The sequence below is a fragment of the Bifidobacterium sp. W8103 genome, assembly GCF_016100775.1.
Lineage (GTDB): Bacteria > Actinomycetota > Actinomycetes > Actinomycetales > Bifidobacteriaceae > Bombiscardovia > Bombiscardovia choladohabitans.
The window spans coordinates 1,402,498-1,420,411 of record NZ_JACFRV010000001.1 but is presented as its reverse complement, the minus strand read 5'-3'; the positions used below and the strand labels follow the sequence as shown (position 1 = coordinate 1,420,411).

Here is a 17,914-nt window from a genome sequence, read left to right as displayed (position 1 = left end):
AAGACCGACACCCATCACCATCGCGAGGAGCAGATCAGTATGACCATCTTCACCAGGAAAACCATACGCAGGCTGACGGCGGCCGCACTCACGACAGTCACGCTCATGGCCGGCGCGGCCTGTGGCTCCTCATCGAGCAGCAGCGGGCAGTCGGCAGACAAGCAGGACATCACCCAGCAGACCATCAATCCCGGCACCCTGACCATTGCCACCGGGGACCCGGCCTACGCCCCCTACGTGCAGGACAACAAGCCCGAATCCGGCAAGGGATACGAGGCGGCCGTGGCCTATGCAGTGGCAGAGAAAATGGGCTTCGACAAGGCGCACGTCACCTGGACCAGGACCACCTTCGACGCCGCCATCGCCCCGGGAAGCAAGGACTACGACCTGAACATCCAGCAGTTCTCCATCACCCCGGAACGTCGGCAGGCTGTGGACTTCACTCCCAGCTACTACAACTCCACCCAGTCTCTGGTGGTCAGAAACGACTCCCCATACGCCTCCGCCACCTCCCTTGCCCAGATCAAGGACGCCAAGATAGGAGCCATGGTCGGCTCCACCTCCTACGAGATGGCCCACAAGCTGGTCAAGCCCGACATCGACACCTTCAACGACGACGTGGCCTCATCCCAGGCCTTGGACGCCAATCAGATCGACGCGCTTGTCGTGGACACCCCCTCGGCCGTGACCATGGTCGACTCCAAGCAGGTCAAGAACGCCAAGATCCTCGGGCAGATCAAGGGCTCGCAGGACCCGGAGGGCATGGGCATAGTCCTGCCCAAGGGTTCCAAGCTGACCCCGGCCGCCTCCAAGGCCGTCACCGCCCTGAAGAAGGATGGGACCTTGGACAAGCTGCAGAAGCAGTGGCTGCACGTCTACACCTCCCTGCCTATCCTGGGCTGAGAGAAGAAAGGAAACCTTGTCGTTCATGGCCACCTCGGCACAGGACGCGGTCAGCGATATCCAACGGGAGCGGGAACGCTACGGCCGTCGACAGAATCTGCGCTCAGTGGGAATCAGCATCGCCAGCACACTGGTGTTGGCCCTGCTGATTGCTCTGGGGCTGCACGCCTCACCCGGCTGGCCCCGAGTCAAGCAGTCGTTTTTCTCCGGAGCCTACTTCGCCCAAGCCTTCCCCAAGGTCCTCCAGGGACTCTGGCTCAATCTGGAGGTTCTCTTCTTCGCGGTGATCGGCGTGGCCCTGCTGGGCACCCTGCTGGCCATGATCCGCACCAGCCGGAACCCGCTGCTCTTTCCCCTGCGGGTGCTGGCCCAGGTCTACACCACGATCATGAGGGGCATCCCCATGATCGTGGTCCTCTACCTGATCGGCTTCGGCATCCCCGGCCTGGCCATCTTCAACCGGATTCCGGCAGCCCTGCTGGGCACAGTGGCGATCATCCTCTCCTATTCGGCCTACATCGCCGAGGTGCTGAGAGCCGGCTTCCAGGATGTCGGCCCCTCCCAGAGGGCGTCGGCACGCTCACTGGGCCTGACCTCGGGGCAGACCATGCGTCTGGTAGTCATTCCCCAGGCCCTGCGCAAGGTGGCTCCGGCACTGATGAACGATTTCATTTCCATGCAGAAGGACGTGGGGCTGATTTCTGTTCTGGGTGCCGTCGACGCGGTCAGGGCGGCCCAGATCATCGTGGCCACCTCCTACAACTTCACCCCTTACGTGGTGGCCTCGGTGCTCTTCATCGCCACTTCGGTCCCCTTCATTCTTCTCAACGACTGGTATTCCAACCGGCTGCGCAAGCGCGAACAGAGCGGAGGCATGGTATGAGCGAACAGGCAGGCGCCAATCAGAACCAGCCGGTGCTCCGTCTGGAGGATGTGCGCAAGACCTACCCGGGGGGCAACAAGGTCCTGCGCGGCATCTCCATGACCATCATGCCCCATGAGACCGTGGCCCTGCTGGGCCCGTCCGGGTCGGGCAAATCCACCCTGATGAAGTGCATCAACCTGCTGGAGACCGTCAACGACGGCAGAATCTGGCTGGGTGGCACCGACATCACCGATCCCAGGATCAACCAGGATGCCTGCCGGGCCAGAATCGGCGTGGTCTTCCAGCAGTTCAACCTCTTCCCGCACATGAACGTTCTGAAAAACGTGACGCTGGGAGCCATCAAGGTCCACGGCATGCCCAAGGACCAGGCCAGGGAGCGGGCCCTGGAACTGTTGGACCGGATCGGCATGAGGAAGAAGGCCGGAGCATACCCCGACCAGCTCTCCGGCGGCCAGCAGCAGCGGGTGGCCATCGTCCGAGCCCTGATGACCGACCCGGAGCTGCTCCTGCTGGATGAGATCACCTCAGCCCTGGACCCCATGCTTGTGGGCGAGGTACTGGCCATGGTCTCGGAGCTGACCGCCGGCGGCACCACCATCCTCATGGCCACCCACGAAATGAGTTTCGCCCATCACGCAGCCAACCGGGTGGTTCTGCTGCTGGACGGTGTCATTGCTGAGAACGGAACTCCGCAAGAGGTCATGGACGAGTCGGAGAATCCGCGCACCAGGGAGTTCTTCAGCCACTTCCGAGGGCTGTGACTTCCCAAGTACCTTCAGCTTTCAGTTGGCGGAAAACGCTCTTCCTGCAGCCTTGGTCAGTTCCAGGGTGCGATCGGCATCCAAGGCCAGCTGTCGTTTGAGGGGTTCCTCGCCAGCATACCGTTTCTGACCGCGCAGACGGCTGAGGAACTCCACTCGTACCCGGTGACCGTACAGGTCCACCCAATCCGGCCGGACGGCATTGGCCTCCAGGATTCTCGGCATCTGCTCTCCCGGAGCCAGGAAGGTCTCCTTGGTGCCGATGGAGATGGCAGCAGGCATCCGCCAGGGCGAACCCTGAGCCAGCCGACCCTCCCGGCCCTCCGGCGTCGCCATCGGATCCGTAGGCAGTCCCAGGTCGACCAGCCAGCCTGCATAGACTCCATCCGCGGGCATCATCCCCTGGCTGTCGGGAGCGAGATTGGCAGTCGGAAATCCCAAGCGGCGGCCCCGCTGCTCCCCGTGGACCACCGTGCCTTGAACCATGTGCGGCCGACCCAGAATTTCCATGGCCGCATCCACATCGCCGTCCAGAATCAACCGCCGAAGGTGGGAACTGCTCCAGGCTCGCACCCGACGTCGCTCCAGACCGTCAGCGTCAGGCAGGGTGCAATCGCCTGGGCCCTGGTCGTCCACAACTTCCAGGTTGAACAGTCCAGTGACCGCCAGATCACCAATGGCCTTGATGTCACCGACCCGCCCTGCGCCCATCTGCGCATCGCGGCCCAGGACCAGCGTCTGCATGGCCAGTTGCTCGGTAACCTGCTTGAGGAAGAACCTATAGGACTTGGCTGCAAAGGCCAGCGTGTATCGCACTACCACAACCTGATCCAGCCCCAGCTGGGCCATGAGTCGCAGACGCTCCTCCAGAGGCATGATCTGATCAGGGTCATGGCGAATCAGGTCCAGGGACGGCTCAGTCATGTCATGGCTGTCGGCGTAGCTATGAATCAGTTTGGGACTGGGGTCGAATACCAGAGCCATAGGCCGGTCCTGGCCCTTGGCAGCCAGCTCCACCACCCGACGCAGAAGGGCCTGATGCCCCCGATGCATACCATCGAAGACACCGATGGTAATCACGCTGGACCGGGCCCACAAGGTTCCCGGCCACCTGACAATGCCCGACTCATCCGGGCTGACCTGGCTGACCTTCATCCGCTTCCCATCACTTAGCCATGACGGCCCCCGTACCCGGGCGCCGAAAATTCCTTAAGCACTGTATTCCCACAGTCGCGCCCTGGCAAGACCCTGAGACCAAACCCGAACCGGCACACTCAGGCCTCGGGGTGAAAGACCACATCCGGCTTGGCCCCACCTCGTGAACCGGGCACCAGGATAGCGGCCAGCCGCTGCCTGTCCTCTGGCCCGGCCAGGGCGGCCGTGGGTCCGGCGACAGGCAGATCCAAGAATCCTCCGTTAGCCACTCTGGCGGCCTGGTCGGCATCCAGGTTCAGGATAGGCATGCTCATACGTGCCGCCTGCGCCAGACTCAGGGAGCCATCCAACATCCCCTCCCTGTCGCGGTCAGGGACCATACGACTGCGGACAATCGTCTGACCCTGTCGGTTCCGGTATGTATGGGGGACCACATGACCGCCCACAACCTTAGATTTGAGGTCGGAATCCTCCAGGTCGAACGGACCTACACGTATCCGTCTTAAGGCGGTCAGGTGGCCACCCAAATCCAGCCGCTCGCCCAGGTCGCGAGCCAGGGCCCTGATGTAGGTGCCACTGGAGCAGGTCACCTCCACATCCGCATCGACCACCCTGGCGCCCTGGTCGGGCAGATCCACACGGCGAAAGTCGAGCAGACGGAAGGATGCAATCCGAATGTGACGAGGTTCCAGCCTGACCTCCTGGCCCGCACGAGCCAGGTCATAGGCCCGCCTGCCCTTGACCTTGATGGCGGAGAAGGCATCGGGCACCTGGTCGATCCAGCCGGTGAAGCAGCGATCAATCAGATCCTGCAGACCCTGGGCTGTCAGCTCGTCCACCCTCTGCGCAGCTCCAGGACGCACCGGCAGCAAATCCCCGTCCGCATCGTCCGTGGTCGTGCCCAGTCCCAGGCGCATGGTGGCCCGGTAGGTTTTGTCATGGCCCACGATGACCGCCAGCAACCGCGTGGCCTGGCCGAATCCAAGGACCAGCAGGCCGGTGGCCATGGGATCCAAGGTCCCGGCATGGCCCACGCGACGCATGCCGAGGCCAGAGCGGACGGCGGCCACCACGTCGTGGCTGGTCACACCGCTCGGCTTGTCAACAAGGATAATGCCCGAGGTCGGCTCATCATGGCCAGAATCCGCCAGGTCCGATAGCTCAGCGGTCGGCTTCATCCACATCCTCCGCCGCAGGTTCATCAGGGACGGGGTCGGACTCATCGGTCTCTTCTTCGTCGTCATGCCGATATGGATCGGGATCGCCGGCATAGCTGGCATTGACCCGTGCCTTGGCCATGGCCTCGTCCCGGCGACGGGCTACAGTCAGCACGTCCTCAATCTCGGTAGCCTCGGCAGGCACCTCATCGTAGATGAAGCGCAGCGTAGGCGTCAGCCGCAGACCGGCCCGGGCACCGACCAGGGTGCGCAGCCTGCCGGAGGCCTGCCGCAGGGCTTGCTGGGCTCGCTTGCGTTCCCCGGCCTCGTGTCCGGACCGGCCCAGCTGGGTCCAGTAGATCTTGGCTATCTGTAGATCGTTGGTGACCCGAACCTCAGTGACGGTGACCCCTGCCAGGCGCTTGTCGTGCATCTGGGACTCCAGCGCAGAGGCCACGACCCGTTGTATCAGGGCCGCTATGCGTACAGCGCGGGGATTTCCAGCCATCATGATTCCTTTCTCGAACCGTCCATGACCAATCTTCGCATTCATGGACATCCGCCCCGGCCAGGGAGTACCCGGACCGGGGCGGATCGCCACGGACCATCCCACGCGCGGTCGGATGGTCGACAGGCTCTACTTGCGTTCCACTTCCTGCATCTCGTAGGTCTCGATGATGTCGCCCACCTCGATGTCGTTGAAGGAGCCCAGGTTGATGCCAGCCTCGTATCCTTCGGATACCTCGTTGACGTCGTCCTTGAACCGGCGCAGGGAGGAGATCTCCAGGTCGTTGATGGTGACCACCCCGTTGCGGGCGATGCGAGCCTTGGTGCCCCGCTTGACGGTGCCGTCCTGGACCATGACGCCAGCGATGTTGCCGAACTTGGAGGAGCGGAAGATCTCACGAATCTCGGAGTGGGAGGTGGTGACCTCCTCGTACTCCGGCTTGAGCATACCCTTGAGTGCTGCCTCGATGTCCTCGATGGCGTTGTAGATGACCGAGTAGTACTTGATCTCCACACCCTCGCGGTCGGCCAGATCCTGGACCTGCCTGTTGGGACGGACATTGAAGCCGATGATGACGGCCTTGTCGACCGTGGCCAGGTTGACGTCGTTCTGGGTGATGGCGCCCACGCCCCGGTGGATGACCTGGATCCCGACCTCGTCGGAGACCTCGATCTTCATCAGGGAGTCTTCCAGAGCCTCGACCGAGCCGGAGGAGTCGCCCTTGATGACGATGTTGAGCATGTCCACCTCGGACTTGGCGAACTGCTCCTTCAGGCTCTCCAGGGAGACCACCTTGCGGCGCTTGGCCAGCTGAGCGGCACGGGCCGAGGCCTCGCGCTTCTCCGCAATCTGACGAGCGGTGCGATCGTCTGGCGCGACCAGGAAGAGGTCGCCGGCCGTGGGCACCGAGGTAAGACCGAGCACCTGGACGGGCGTGGAAGGACCGGCCGCATCCATCTGCCGACCGTTCTCGTCCAGCATGGCTCGCACACGGCCGTAAGCCGATCCAGCCACAATGGCATCGCCCACATGCAGGGTACCCTGCTGGACCAGCACAGTGGCCACAGCTCCGCGTCCCTTGTCCAGACGGGCCTCGACCGTGGCGCCGCGAGCGTCCATGTCGGGGTTGGCCCGAAGGTCAAGATCGGCGTCGGCGGTCAGCAGTACGGCCTCCAGGAGCTTGTCCACGTTGGTGCCCAGCTTGGCGGAGATGTCGACGAACATGGTGTCGCCGCCATACTCTTCGGATACCAGACCGAATTCGGTCAGCTGGCCACGCACCTTCTGGGGATTGGCTCCCTCGACATCGATCTTGTTGACAGCAACCACGATGGGTACATGGGCGGCCTGGGCATGGTTGATGGCCTCCACAGTCTGCGGCATGACGCCGTCGTCCGCGGCCACCACCAGGACAGCCACATCGGTCAGCTCGGCACCACGGGCACGCATGGCCGTAAAGGCCTCGTGGCCAGGAGTGTCCAGGAAGGTGATCTTGCGATCCTCCCCGTCCAGGGTGACCGTGGCCTGGTAGGCCCCGATGCGCTGGGTGATTCCGCCAGCCTCCTGGGTGGTCGTGTTGGTCTTGCGGATGGTGTCCAGCAGCCGGGTCTTGCCGTGGTCGACATGGCCCATAACCGTGACCACCGGAGGCCTGGGCTGCAGGTTCTTGTCGTCCTGGTCCTCGCGTTCTTCGTCCAGGTTGATGTCGAACTGCTGAAGAAGTTCCTTGTCCTCCTCCTCGGCGGAGACGATGCGGATCTTCCACCCGATCTCGTCGCCCAGAATCTGGAAGGTGGCCTCATCCAGGGACTGGGTGGCCGTAGCCATCTCGCCCAGGTGGAAGAGCACCGTGACCAAGGCAGCGGGGTTGACGTTGATCTTGTCAGCCAGGTCGGCCAGGGTGGCGCCCTGGCGCAGCTTGACGGTACGCCCATTGCCTGCTGGGATGCGCACGCCGCCGATGACGGGTGCCTTCATCTCCTGGAATTCGTGCCTCTTGGCCATCCGGTTCTTGCGGGCCTTGGAGGACTTGCCTCCCTGGCGACCGAATGCTCCAGCAGCGCCGCCACGACCGCGACCACCACGGCCTGAACCGCCGCGGAAGCCACCTGATGGTGCCGACGAAGCGCCGCCGAAACGACTGCCGCCGCCCTGATGCGCCTGCTGGCCTGGACGGTTATGGCCCCACTGCCCTGGACGGGCGCCCTGCCCGGAACGGCCGCCACGACCGTTACGGAATCCGCCCCGGCCCCTGCGGGAGTCGTTGACGGTGGGCCGGGCCATAGGATGCGGCCTGGGGATATCCGAAGGCATGGGGGCCTTCATCCCCTGCTTGCGGCTGAAAGGATTGTTGCCTGGACGAGGCGTGGATGCTCCCGGCCGTGCACCATGACGCGTCGCCGCAGCATTGGAACCGCCGGGACGACCGTTGTTGCGTGAGCCCTGGGGACCGGGCCTGCCCATGGCTGAAGGCTTGGGCCCACGGGACTGGTTGCGCGGCTCATGCTCGTTGCGGTTGCCCTGAGGGGCACCAGGCTTGGGGAAGTGGCCACCGGGACGCTGCTGACCCCGTGGCGCCTCGCCGCCGGCCGAGGGCCGACGGTTCTGTCCGGGCTTGGGCCCAGGTGTGGATTGCTGGGTGCCGCCGGACTGCGGGCGGCCATGCTGACCCTGGCCGCTTCCATGATTAGGGTTGCCGGGGCGGGCATTTCGTGCAGCGGCCTGACCGGCGTCGCCCTGTCCCTTCTGAGGGAAAGCGTTCTTGAGTCGACGAACCACAGGGGCCTCGACAGTGGAGGATGCGGACTTGACGAACTCGCCCATGTCCTTCAATTTCGCCAGAACAGTCTTGCTGTCTACGCCAAATTCCTTGGCCAGCTCATACACGCGTGCTTTGGGCACTTACTTTCTCCTTACCGGACCGCGCATATGACCGGCGCGATCACTCTTTCATGACGGCGAACATATCCTGTCTCATCGTGCGACCATGATCGTGTTACCTCGTCTCTGTGCCGGGGCCGACGGCATGAACCACCGGACTCGGGATACCGGGTCCAGCATACTCGCGTCGTCGGATGTTTGCTGTCAGGCGTCTTCACCAGCAGCCGAAGCCGATTGCGCCTGCAGCTCACGCAATTTTTGCTGGTGAGCCTCCTCGGACTCGATGCCAATCTTCCAGCCGGTCAGCTTGGCGGCCAGACGGGCATTCTGTCCCTCTTTGCCGATGGCCAGGGAGAGCTGGGCGTCCTTGATGAAGGCGATGGCCGTGCGGTTGGACTCGCTGACGATCTGCACCTGGCGGACCACGGCCGGAGACAGGGCCGCAGCCACAAATTCGGCGGGATCCTTGGACCAGTCCACAATGTCGATCTTCTCAGGTCCCAGGTTCTCCATGACGGCACGGACGCGAGCGCCGGCAGGACCGATCAGCGCGCCCTTGGGATTGACCCCCTTGGCGTTGGCACGGACCGCGATCTTGGTTCTGGCACCGGCCTCACGGGCAATGGCCATGATGGAGACCGCACCGGAGACCAGCTCGGGCACCTCCCGCTCAAAGAGGCGGCGAACCAGCTCCGGGTGGGAACGTGACACGATGATTTCCGGCCCCTTGAGCCCACGGGAGACATTGACCACGTAGACGCGAATCCGCTGGCCGTGCCGGTAATGCTCTCCAGGCACCTGCTCGCGGCGGGGCAGAATGGCCTCGACATTGTCCACGGCCACATGCACATTGCCGGGATCGCTGGCATCCTGCTGCACGATTCCGGTGATCAGATGGCCCTTCTGGCCCGAGAAAGCTCCGAAGACCCGCTCATCATCGGCCTGTCGGAAAAGCTGACGGATGACCTGGCGGGCCGTGGAGGCTGCCAGCCGATCGAAGTCCTTCGGTGTGTCGTCGTATTCCTCGCCCAGATCATATCCCGGTTCGGGTTCTTCCGGCGTGGGCTCGCGAGCAATCTCGTCCTGCGCCCAGATGGTAAAAGTCCCCGCACGTTCGTCCAGCTCCACACGTGCGTGTTTGGCTGCATGAGGCGACTTCTGGTAGGCCAGAAGAAGAGCCTCGCCCAGTGCTTGATCCAAGGTCTCGGCATCAATCCCTTGTTCGTGTGCCAGCTGATGAATTTCAGCCAGGTCCAGTTCCATGTCAAGACCTCCTATGAAGTTATTCAGACCGTGCTTCTTTTAGTCTGCAATGCCTACTATTCTAGCCTTTCATGCAGACACTGCCGGTTCCTGGACACCAAGGGTGGGCGAGTCGTCGGCCAGTGATCCCGGCACGACGAATGAGGGCCGGTATCGCAGTTCTTCTGCTGGCTGTCACCATCTCAGGATGCGCACCCTCGGCGGTGCATGTCAGCCAGCACGACCCTGACAATCTTCGTCCCACAGCCTGTGAGCAGGCATGGACGCGAGCCCGGCAGTCGGAACGACTTCAAGAAGATCAGGCAAACAGCCGGACCCAGGTCTGGATCCAAGCGGCCCGTGAATGCCCCGCTCGCCTGGACGAAGCCACGGTACACGCAGCCCAGGCTTTGGCAGCCTCCCAGGGCGGACAGGCCAATCGTCAAACAGCCACGTTGAGGCTGGTCCAGGCTGCGCAGCAGTTGGATCCACTGGCCAAGGCACTGCCAGTCGAATTGGCTGATCAGGCCATTACAGGTGAAGATCGTTCCGGGTTCGAACTTTCGGTGCTCGCAGCGCGCAAGACGGATGCCGCATGGATGCTCACCCTGGCCGATGCGCACACTACGGCTGCGCAGATTCTGGTTGGTCACGCCAAGCACGATCCCCGGCAGGGGGTCTATCCCACCACTGATCTGCTGGCGCACCCGGATGAGTGCACCGATCCCGCCAACGGAATACAGACCCCTACCCCTGCCCTGATCGAGATGGATACGGCCCGGACCCTCCTGGCCGTGGGGAAGAAACTGAACGGCTCCTCAGGCACCATACGAACTGATGCCAGCCAGAACGCGAAAAGCCACCAGCAGGCCACATCGGCCCTGGTCGACATGATCGTAGCCCACATGTCCATGGCCATGATCCTCGGCTACCCGGCCACATCGTCAGCCCTGCTGCAGACACCAAAGCACTGACGCCGGGCCAGCCCATCCGTAGGTTGCACTGATTGCACTCGCAAGTTTTCTCATATGCATATACGAGCAACCCTGGCAACTCATGCCCAAAACCTGACCAATCATGAAGATCGACCATCACACAAAACAGATTCACTATTGCATACTGCAAATTTCACAGAACATTGCGGGTGGCGTCAAAGGCTCAGGTGGTGATATTATAGAACGTGTTCCACAGGAACATTCCCTAGGAACGCAGGGGGGTATGAACCCGTGCAATGCAGGAGGCGACCTGGTGCTGGCCACCACATCGCCTTCTGCATTGGACGGTCTTTTCGTCTGCTCGGTATCGCGGCTCATGGCCAAGCCGGACCAAGTGGCCAAAGAGGGCATGCGGAGGATCAATCCCGTCTGACAGTCCGTAAATCAAACGACGAGTGTCATTTTCCCAGATCCGCGCAAAAAGCCGATCTTCCATGGACTGCATACCGGCAGCAATTACGAAACTTGATGCTCCAAGTGAGCCACTGCAAGTGTGCAAGGCGGCAACAGGATCAAACATAAAAGACCCCGACCGTCGGGCCGGGGCCGATGAGGGCGGTTGAGGCGAGATTCGAACTCGCGGAGGGAGTTGCCCTCACACGCTTTCGAGGCGTGCTCCTTAGACCGCTCGGACACTCAACCATGGTCGTTGCCCGACACTGCCGAACAACAACTTTTCTATTATGCCACAGAGTCCCTACCTGGCAAGCGGCGTGGCGCAGTCAACCGTCAGCATGAACAACCCTGATGTCAAAGCGTACGGCGGGCTCGGATGGCCTGCGCCCGTTCAGCAAGCTGGTCATCAGGCGGGTAGGCCACATGTTCCAGGGTCAGTCCCCGAGCATCTATGGGACCGGTGGAGCCTTCACGCAGGGGGTGGGCCACCTTGTCGGCGAACCATTGCACGGACCGGCGTCCCTGGCCCACCTGAATGCAGGCCGCGACCAACGAGCGGACCATGTTATGGGCAAATGCATCGGCTACGATCCGAAAGACGGTAAGCCCGGATTCCATGAAGGGAGGAAGGTATCCGACGGCGCTCCGCCCTGGATCAGCCCCAAACAGATTCACGGTGGGAACCTGGTCCCAGTGTGCTGCCAGGACCTTGCGGATGGTCGTGCCGCCGGGGTTTGGTCTGGCGAAGGACCCGAAGTCATGCAAGCCGATGCACTCCGCTGCAGCCTCGTTCATGGCTTGCAGATCCAGGCTCCCCTCCATGTCCAGCACATAGCCCCGCATACGTGGATCCCCCGGCTGACCCCCCTGGCTGACACGGTACAGGTAGGTGCGCTCCAAGGCAGAGAAGCGGGCATCGAAGCCGGTAGGGGCCAATCTGAGACCGAGCAGAACGATGTCAGCAGGCAACAGGTGCCGGAGACGGCGTTCCAGGGCCGAAACACCATCCACCCCCATATGTCCTCTGCAGGCCTCCAGCACAGCTTCAGGAATGTCCAGGTGCGCCACCTGATGAGATGCGTGGACACCTGTGTCGGTCCTTCCCGCCACGACCAGTCTTGGCTCCCAGATGACTTGTCTGTGGGCAATCCCGCCTTGTGATCTGCGCACCCCAGTGATCAAGGACAGGGCATGTTCGATGCAGCCCTGGACCGTGCGGAGTCCTGGCTGCCGGGCCCAGCCATGGAAGCCACCGCCGTCGTAGGCCAGATCCAAGCGCAGCCTGACAAGGGACATCTTCCCTTCCTGATCCTCCATCAAGACCTCCCTGGCGCCAATGACAAACGGGGCCGGAGAGCCATGCTCCCCGACCCCGTCATCGAATGCAATAACCGATTACTCAGCGGCCTTCTCGGCATCCTCGGCCACGTCGGCATCTTCCTCGGCCTGGGCCTCGGTCTGATCCGCCTTGTCAGCGGTCTGCTCCAGATCCTCGGCGGCCTTGTCGGCCTGGGCCACGTCCTGATCGGATTCATTGGCCTCGACGGCCTGGTCGACAGCGTCCTTGGCAGCGCCTTCGGCGACGGCGGCATCGGTGGCTGCGGCCACCTCGGCGTTGTCGTCCTTGGCGGCCACCTTGGCAGCGGACTCAGCCTCCTTGACGACGGCCTTCTTGGCCGACAGGGGCTCGGTTACCAGCTCGATCACAGCCTGGGGGGAGTTGTCTCCGCGGCGGGGCGCGATCTTGGTGATGCGGGTGTAGCCACCCTCACGCTGCTGCATCTGTTCGGCGATCTGGGTGAACAGGATGTGGACCACAGACTTGTCACGGATGACTCGCATGACGCGGCGACGGGCGGACAGATCCCCCCGCTTGGCGAAGGTGATCAGCCGCTCGGCCAGCGGACGCAGGCGCTTGGCCTTGGGCAGGGTGGTCGTGATACGGCCGTTGGCGAAGAGGCTTGTGGCCATGTTGGCCAGCATCAGCCGCTCGTGCGCCGGGCTGGAGGCCAGACGTGGGCCCTTGCTAGGTTTTGGCATTGGATTATCTCCTTACGGTCCGGGAGGACAGGTGGGCATACGCCCGAACATCCGACTTCCCGGCATTTCTGTCAGCAGGCGACGGAACCCTTCCCCCTCGCCCGCTCATACGAAGGCTGCTACCCTTCACTCGTCATCAGGCGAGAAGAAGGTGCCTCCCTCGAGATTATTGGTGTCGAAGCCCAGCGGGGAGGCCTTCAGCGACAGCCCCATGCCCTCAAGCTTCTCCTTGACCTCGTCGATCGACTTCATACCGAAGTTGCGGATGTCCAGCAAATCCTGCTCGGTATGCGAGACCAGCTCGCCGATGGTATGGATTCCTTCGCGCTTGAGGCAGTTGTAGGAACGCTGCGTCAGGTTCAGGTCCTCAATCGGCACGGACATCTGCGGATCGGCCTCTTCCACCACAGGCTCGGGTCCGACCTCCACGCCCTCAGCCTGGGTGTTGAGTTCGCGGCAGAGGCCGAAGAGCTCAACCAGGGTCGACCCGGCGGATGCCACCGCGTCACGCGGCGAGATGGCGGGCTTGGTCTCCACATCCAGGATCAGCTTGTCGAAATCCGTGCGCTGCTCGACACGGGTGGCCTCGACCTTGTAGCTGACTTTGAGCACAGGAGAGTAGATGGAATCGACCGGGATGCGGCCAATCTCATCGTTGTCCTGCTTGTTGAGCTGGGCCTGGACGTATCCACGCCCACGCTCCACCGTAAACTCGATCTCCAGCTCTCCATCCTCGGCCAGGGTCGCGATATGCAGATCAGGATTGGCCACGGTGACGCCGGCCGGCGGGGTGATGTCCCCGGCGGTGGCCTCGCCCTTGCCGCTCTTGCGCAAATACATGACCACGGGCTCGTCGTACTCGCTGGTCAGCACGATGCCTTTGATGTTGAGCAGGATCTCAGTGACGTCCTCCTCCACACCTGGCAGCGTGGTGAACTCGTGCAGGGCACCCGAGATGCGGACCGAGGTCACAGCCGCACCAGGTATGGAGCTCAGCAGGGTACGACGCAGGGAGTTGCCCAGGGTGTACCCGAATCCCGGCTCCAGGGGCTCGATGGTGAAACGGGAGCGCTGGGCATTGACGACTTCTTCAGTAAGAGTCGGACGCTGTGCAATAAGCACTGTTGCTATCCTTTCAGCTCCGACCGGTGGTGCACTCACCGGTCTTCGCGGGTGGATTCATGGGTTTTCTAGTGCTCAGACGCGACGGCGCTTGGGAGGACGAACGCCATTGTGTGCCTGTGGGGTCACATCGGAGATGGAACCGACCTCCAGGCCTGCGGACTGCAGGGAGCGGATGGCGGTCTCACGGCCCGAACCCGGGCCCTTGACGAAGACATCCACCTTCTTGACCCCATGCTCCATGGCCTTGCGGGCTGCGGATTCGGCGGCCATGCCCGCTGCGTAAGGAGTGGACTTGCGGGAGCCCTTGAAGCCCACGTCACCACCTGAAGCCCAGGCCACTACAGCACCGGAAGGATCGGTGATGGAGATGATGGTGTTATTGAATGTTGACTTGATATGCGCCTGCCCGACCGGAACCGACTTGCGATCCCGACGACGAGGCTTGCGCGCGGCCTGCTTTGCTGCTGCCATTGATCCTCGTTTCCTTGTCACGAATAACTGATTGCTAGTACGAACCATCGGGGACCCTCATCCCCGCTTCGCATACGGCCTTACTTGGTCGCCTTCTTCTTTCCGGCGACGGTGCGCTTGGGTCCCTTGCGGGTGCGGGCGTTGGTCTTGGTCCGCTGGCCGCGCACAGGCAGGCCCCGGCGGTGGCGCTGGCCCTGGTAGCAATTGATCTGGATCTTACGGCGAATATCAGCGTCGATCTCACGACGCAGATCACCCTCGATCTTGTAGTTTCCCTCGAGGTAATCACGCAGCGTAATGAGCTGCTCGTCCGTGAGATCCTTGACGCGGGTGTCCGGATTCACTCCGGTCGCGGCAAGTGTTTCCTTGGCGCGAGTACGGCCCACACCGAAGATGTAGGTGAGAGCTATCTCTATGCGCTTCTCGTTGGGGATGTCGACTCCGGCAAGACGTGCCATTGCGATTCCTTTTTGTTCTACGCAGGTCGTGCACCGAGTCTTCCGGTCTCCCGGCCCGGGCCTGCGCACCCGGGGTTCAGCCTGTCGGCTGTGACTCAGCGCCTTTGGTGTTCGTTGCCGCTGGGAATCCGCTCAGCCCTGGCGCTGCTTGTGGCGTGGGTTTTTGCAGATCACCATGACGCGGCCGTGACGACGAATCACGCGGCAGTTCTCGCAGATTCTCTTCACACTAGGGCTGACCTTCATGGTTTTCCTTTGCTTGTGTACCTTGTTACTTGTACCGGTACGTAATCCGTCCGCGGTTCAGATCGTAGGGACTCATTTCGAGCACCACCCGATCCTGGGGCAGAATGCGAATGTAATTCTTACGCATCTTGCCGGAAATGGTGGCCAGCACCAGGTGCTTGTTCTCGAGCTCGACGCGGAACATCGCATTGGGGAGGGCCTCGACCACACGCCCTTCCACCTCGATCACACCATCTTTTGCCATAAGCCTTCTATCCGATCCTCGGCCGGTTACACAGCGCGCCGAAAGACACGCCAAATGGCAAGTATAGCATTGATGGGCCCAAAATTGGGCAATAGCGTGTTGACACGACAAAAGGGCCGTCTGAACGGCTGTCGCTCAATCAGTATAGCAGTCGTTCAGACGGTCCGATAAGGACCCGAATTCCTCAGTCCTCGATGGCGATGTTCTGCGTGTTGTCAGCCGGCTCGATGCTGGTCTTGGGCAGGGTCACCTCAAGGGTGCCGTTGGCATAGTGGGCATGAATGTCCTCCTGACGGACCTTGTCGCCCACATAGAAGCTGCGGGAGCAGGACCCGGTGTAGCGCTCACGCCGAATCCACCGTCCCTGGTCGTCCTTGTCGCCCTGGTCACTGTTCTTCTGGGCGGAGACAATCAGGTAGCCATCCTCCAGACGCAGACCGATGTCCTTCTTGTCGAAGCCGGGCATGTCGATGGAGAGCTGGTACTGTCCGTCCTTCTCACGTACATCCGTGTTCATCAGGGGGCTGTTCAGCGCGTTCTTGGCGCCCTGACCTTGCCGACGCCCGTCACGCCAGTTGTTGAAGAAGGGATCGTCGAAGAAGTCGCCGAAGATCGAATTGTTCATCAATGCGGGAAACATAGCCATAATCGCATCTCCTGATTCTGTAAGTCAATAGTTTTCGCAGACCGGAACCCCAGGCGGACATCCTGACCTGTCCTCCCGGGCTCCCTGCCCTTCACTTTGTCCAAACCGCAGGCCTCGGGTTCCATGCCCGATGTTCACCCAAGGAATAAAAGTTGAGTCATAGAGACTCAACTTTCGCTAGCAGCCTTGATTGCTCATCCTTGCTCTCTCATTCTTCGGGCCTTGAACGACCACATGTCAGACATTACGGGCCAAAATTCTTGTGACGTAACTTTGAGGCATTTACCATAGAATAAGATTCCGCCAGCCCCCGTAGGCTCTTGAGGGCGGCCCCAATCGTTTGTGGACCGGACGGACCGGCCATTCCTAATCAAAGGAGCTCAGATGCTCACCAACGAATACATCAAGCGCGTATACCAGCAGGTTGAGAAGCGCGACGGCGACCAGCCGGAATTCCTGCAGGCTGTGCGTGAAGTTTTCTCCAGCCTGGAGCCCGTGGTGGAGCGGCATCCCGAGTATGAGGCCAACGGCGTGCTGGAGCGCCTGGTCGAGCCCGAGCGTGCAGTCAAGTTCCGTGTGGCCTGGACCGATGACCAGGGCCATGTCCAGGTCAACCGCGGCTACCGGATCCAATTCAATTCGGCCATCGGCCCATACAAGGGCGGCCTGCGCTTCCACCCGACCGTGACCGAGTCGGTCATCAAGTTCCTGGGCTTCGAGCAGATTCTGAAGAATTCGCTGACGGGGCTGCCCATGGGCGGCGCCAAGGGAGGATCCGACTTCGACCCCAAGGGCCGCTCGGATGCCGAGGTCATGCGCTTCTGCCAGGCCTTCATGACTGAGCTGCAGCGCCACATCGGACAGTTCACCGACGTGCCCGCCGGCGACATCAACGTGGGATCGCGCGAGATCGGCTACCTGTTCGGCCAGTACAAGAGAATACGCGACGAATACTCGGGCGTGCTGACCGGCAAGGACCTGACCTTCGGCGGCTCCCTGGCCAGGACCGAGGCCACGGGATACGGCCTGTGCTACTACACCCAGGAAGCCCTGCAGACGCTGCGCAAGGATTCCTTCCAGGGCAAGACCGTCGTCATCTCCGGTTCGGGCAACGTGGCCATCTTCGCCACCGAAAAGGCCCAGCAGTTGGGCGCCAAGGTGGTGACGGCATCCGACTCCAACGGATACGTCTACGATCCCAAGGGGATTGACCTCGACGTCGTCAAGGACATCAAGCTGGGTCACCGCGGCCGAATTCGCGAGTATGCGGACCGCGTGGACTCCGCTGAGTACCACGAGGGCTGCAAGGGTGTCTGGACCGTACCCTGCGACATCGCCCTGCCCTGCGCCACACAGAACGAAATCGACGAGGAATCCGCAAAGGCCCTGGTCGCCAACGGATGCACCGTGGTCTGCGAGGGTGCCAACATGCCCTCCACCCCCGAGGCCATCCAGGTCTACCAGGATAACAAGGTGCTCTACGGGCCCGCCAAGGCGGCCAATGCCGGCGGCGTGGCAGTCTCCGGTCTGGAGATGAGCCAGAACTCGCTGCGCCTGCAGTGGACCTTCGACGAGGTGGACCAGCGGCTCAAGGACATTATGACCGGAATCTTCCAGAAGTCCTACCAGGCCTCAAAGGAATACGGGCATGAGGGCGACCTGATGCTGGGCGCCAATGTGGCCGGCTTCACCAAGGTGGCCGATGCCATGGTGGCCCAAGGCATCCTCTGAGATAGGACTCAGCCCATCCGGACAGAAGGGGTCCGACCTGCAGAAATTGCGGGTCGGACCCCTTATTGCA

At 62.1% G+C, this 17,914-nt stretch carries 19 protein-coding genes and 1 tRNA gene; 6 read left to right on the top strand and 14 right to left on the bottom strand.

Features of this window, described 5'->3' with window-relative positions; translation table 11 throughout:
• Nucleotides 1–39: 39 nt before the first annotated feature.
• Genes H3U90_RS05440 through H3U90_RS05430 form a run of 3 tightly spaced genes read left to right on the top strand, consistent with a single transcriptional unit; the run spans nt 40 to nt 2,550 of the window.
• Nucleotides 40–903 (top strand): ABC transporter substrate-binding protein, encoded by an 864-nt coding sequence (locus tag H3U90_RS05440; RefSeq protein WP_198177334.1) that lies wholly within the window; start codon nt 40–42, stop codon nt 901–903.
• A 25-nt stretch (nt 904–928) separates the two neighbouring features.
• The gene (locus H3U90_RS05435; protein ID WP_198177333.1) at nt 929–1,786 is read left to right on the top strand and encodes an amino acid ABC transporter permease; all 858 of its coding nucleotides are present in this window, start codon (nt 929–931) and stop codon (nt 1,784–1,786) included.
• Nucleotides 1,783–2,550: an amino acid ABC transporter ATP-binding protein gene (locus H3U90_RS05430; RefSeq protein WP_198177332.1), complete on the top strand. Its 768-nt coding sequence runs from the start codon at nt 1,783–1,785 to the stop codon at nt 2,548–2,550. Before H3U90_RS05435 ends, H3U90_RS05430 begins: the two co-directional genes overlap by 4 nt.
• A gap of 21 nt (nt 2,551–2,571) precedes the next feature.
• Here the strand turns inward: H3U90_RS05430 and ribF are convergent, their stop codons facing one another.
• The 5 genes from ribF to nusA all read right to left on the bottom strand — a co-directional run bounded on the left by ribF (nt 2,572) and on the right by nusA (nt 9,513).
• Nucleotides 2,572–3,705, bottom strand: coding sequence for a bifunctional riboflavin kinase/FMN adenylyltransferase (ribF, locus tag H3U90_RS05425; RefSeq protein ID WP_198177331.1), 1,134 nt, complete (start codon nt 3,703–3,705; stop codon nt 2,572–2,574).
• Between the two features lie 119 nt (nt 3,706–3,824).
• Nucleotides 3,825–4,928 (bottom strand): tRNA pseudouridine(55) synthase TruB, encoded by a 1,104-nt coding sequence (gene truB / locus H3U90_RS05420; protein WP_232340468.1) that lies wholly within the window; start codon nt 4,926–4,928, stop codon nt 3,825–3,827.
• The gene (gene rbfA, locus H3U90_RS05415) at nt 4,867–5,370 is read right to left on the bottom strand and encodes a 30S ribosome-binding factor RbfA (RefSeq protein ID WP_198177622.1); all 504 of its coding nucleotides are present in this window, start codon (nt 5,368–5,370) and stop codon (nt 4,867–4,869) included. The genes truB and rbfA overlap by 62 nt, the downstream gene beginning before the upstream one ends.
• Nucleotides 5,371–5,499: 129 nt before the next feature.
• Entirely contained in the window at nt 5,500–8,271 is a 2,772-nt protein-coding gene (gene infB, locus H3U90_RS05410; protein ID WP_198177330.1) for a translation initiation factor IF-2, read from the bottom strand.
• Nucleotides 8,272–8,454: 183 nt separating this feature from the next.
• Complete coding sequence (gene nusA, locus H3U90_RS05405) at nt 8,455–9,513, bottom strand: transcription termination factor NusA (RefSeq protein WP_198177329.1); 1,059 nt, start codon at nt 9,511–9,513, stop codon at nt 8,455–8,457.
• A 140-nt stretch (nt 9,514–9,653) separates the two neighbouring features.
• On the opposite strand from nusA, the gene H3U90_RS05400 reads away from it, so the two are divergent.
• Together H3U90_RS05400 and H3U90_RS05395 are read left to right on the top strand one after the other, a co-directional pair.
• Nucleotides 9,654–10,466 carry a hypothetical protein gene (locus H3U90_RS05400; RefSeq protein ID WP_198177328.1) on the top strand — a complete coding sequence of 271 codons (813 nt, stop codon included), beginning with the start codon at nt 9,654–9,656 and terminating at the stop codon, nt 10,464–10,466.
• A 244-nt stretch (nt 10,467–10,710) separates the two neighbouring features.
• Entirely contained in the window at nt 10,711–10,860 is a 150-nt protein-coding gene (locus H3U90_RS05395; protein ID WP_198177327.1) for a hypothetical protein, read from the top strand.
• A gap of 183 nt (nt 10,861–11,043) precedes the next feature.
• On the opposite strand, the gene H3U90_RS05390 is transcribed toward H3U90_RS05395, so the two are convergent.
• The 9 genes from H3U90_RS05390 to H3U90_RS05350 all read right to left on the bottom strand — a co-directional run bounded on the left by H3U90_RS05390 (nt 11,044) and on the right by H3U90_RS05350 (nt 16,113).
• Nucleotides 11,044–11,129 (bottom strand) — tRNA-Ser (locus tag H3U90_RS05390).
• Nucleotides 11,130–11,237: 108 nt separating this feature from the next.
• Nucleotides 11,238–12,200, bottom strand: coding sequence for a tRNA pseudouridine synthase A (locus tag H3U90_RS05385; RefSeq protein ID WP_232340469.1), 963 nt, complete (start codon nt 12,198–12,200; stop codon nt 11,238–11,240).
• A gap of 78 nt (nt 12,201–12,278) precedes the next feature.
• On the bottom strand, nt 12,279–12,923 hold the full coding sequence (rplQ, locus tag H3U90_RS05380) for a 50S ribosomal protein L17 (protein WP_198177326.1): 645 nt from the start codon (nt 12,921–12,923) through the stop codon (nt 12,279–12,281).
• 126 nt (nt 12,924–13,049) lie between these two features.
• Complete coding sequence (locus H3U90_RS05375) at nt 13,050–14,045, bottom strand: DNA-directed RNA polymerase subunit alpha (protein ID WP_015022327.1); 996 nt, start codon at nt 14,043–14,045, stop codon at nt 13,050–13,052.
• Nucleotides 14,046–14,120: 75 nt separating this feature from the next.
• Complete coding sequence (gene rpsK, locus H3U90_RS05370; protein WP_015022328.1) at nt 14,121–14,519, bottom strand: 30S ribosomal protein S11; 399 nt, start codon at nt 14,517–14,519, stop codon at nt 14,121–14,123.
• Nucleotides 14,520–14,599: 80 nt separating this feature from the next.
• A complete protein-coding gene (gene rpsM, locus H3U90_RS05365) occupies nt 14,600–14,977 on the bottom strand; it encodes a 30S ribosomal protein S13 (RefSeq protein WP_015022329.1) in 378 nt (125 codons plus the stop codon).
• Between the two features lie 132 nt (nt 14,978–15,109).
• Complete coding sequence (gene rpmJ / locus H3U90_RS05360; protein ID WP_015022330.1) at nt 15,110–15,223, bottom strand: 50S ribosomal protein L36; 114 nt, start codon at nt 15,221–15,223, stop codon at nt 15,110–15,112.
• Between the two features lie 25 nt (nt 15,224–15,248).
• Nucleotides 15,249–15,467 carry a translation initiation factor IF-1 gene (gene infA / locus H3U90_RS05355; protein ID WP_015022331.1) on the bottom strand — a complete coding sequence of 73 codons (219 nt, stop codon included), beginning with the start codon at nt 15,465–15,467 and terminating at the stop codon, nt 15,249–15,251.
• A 184-nt stretch (nt 15,468–15,651) separates the two neighbouring features.
• Nucleotides 15,652–16,113 carry an Hsp20/alpha crystallin family protein gene (locus tag H3U90_RS05350; protein WP_045935704.1) on the bottom strand — a complete coding sequence of 154 codons (462 nt, stop codon included), beginning with the start codon at nt 16,111–16,113 and terminating at the stop codon, nt 15,652–15,654.
• A 384-nt stretch (nt 16,114–16,497) separates the two neighbouring features.
• Here H3U90_RS05350 and gdhA point away from each other — a divergent pair, with 384 nt between their 5' ends.
• Nucleotides 16,498–17,844: an NADP-specific glutamate dehydrogenase gene (gene gdhA / locus H3U90_RS05345; RefSeq protein WP_198177325.1), complete on the top strand. Its 1,347-nt coding sequence runs from the start codon at nt 16,498–16,500 to the stop codon at nt 17,842–17,844.
• The last annotated feature ends 70 nt before the right edge of the window (nt 17,845–17,914 follow it).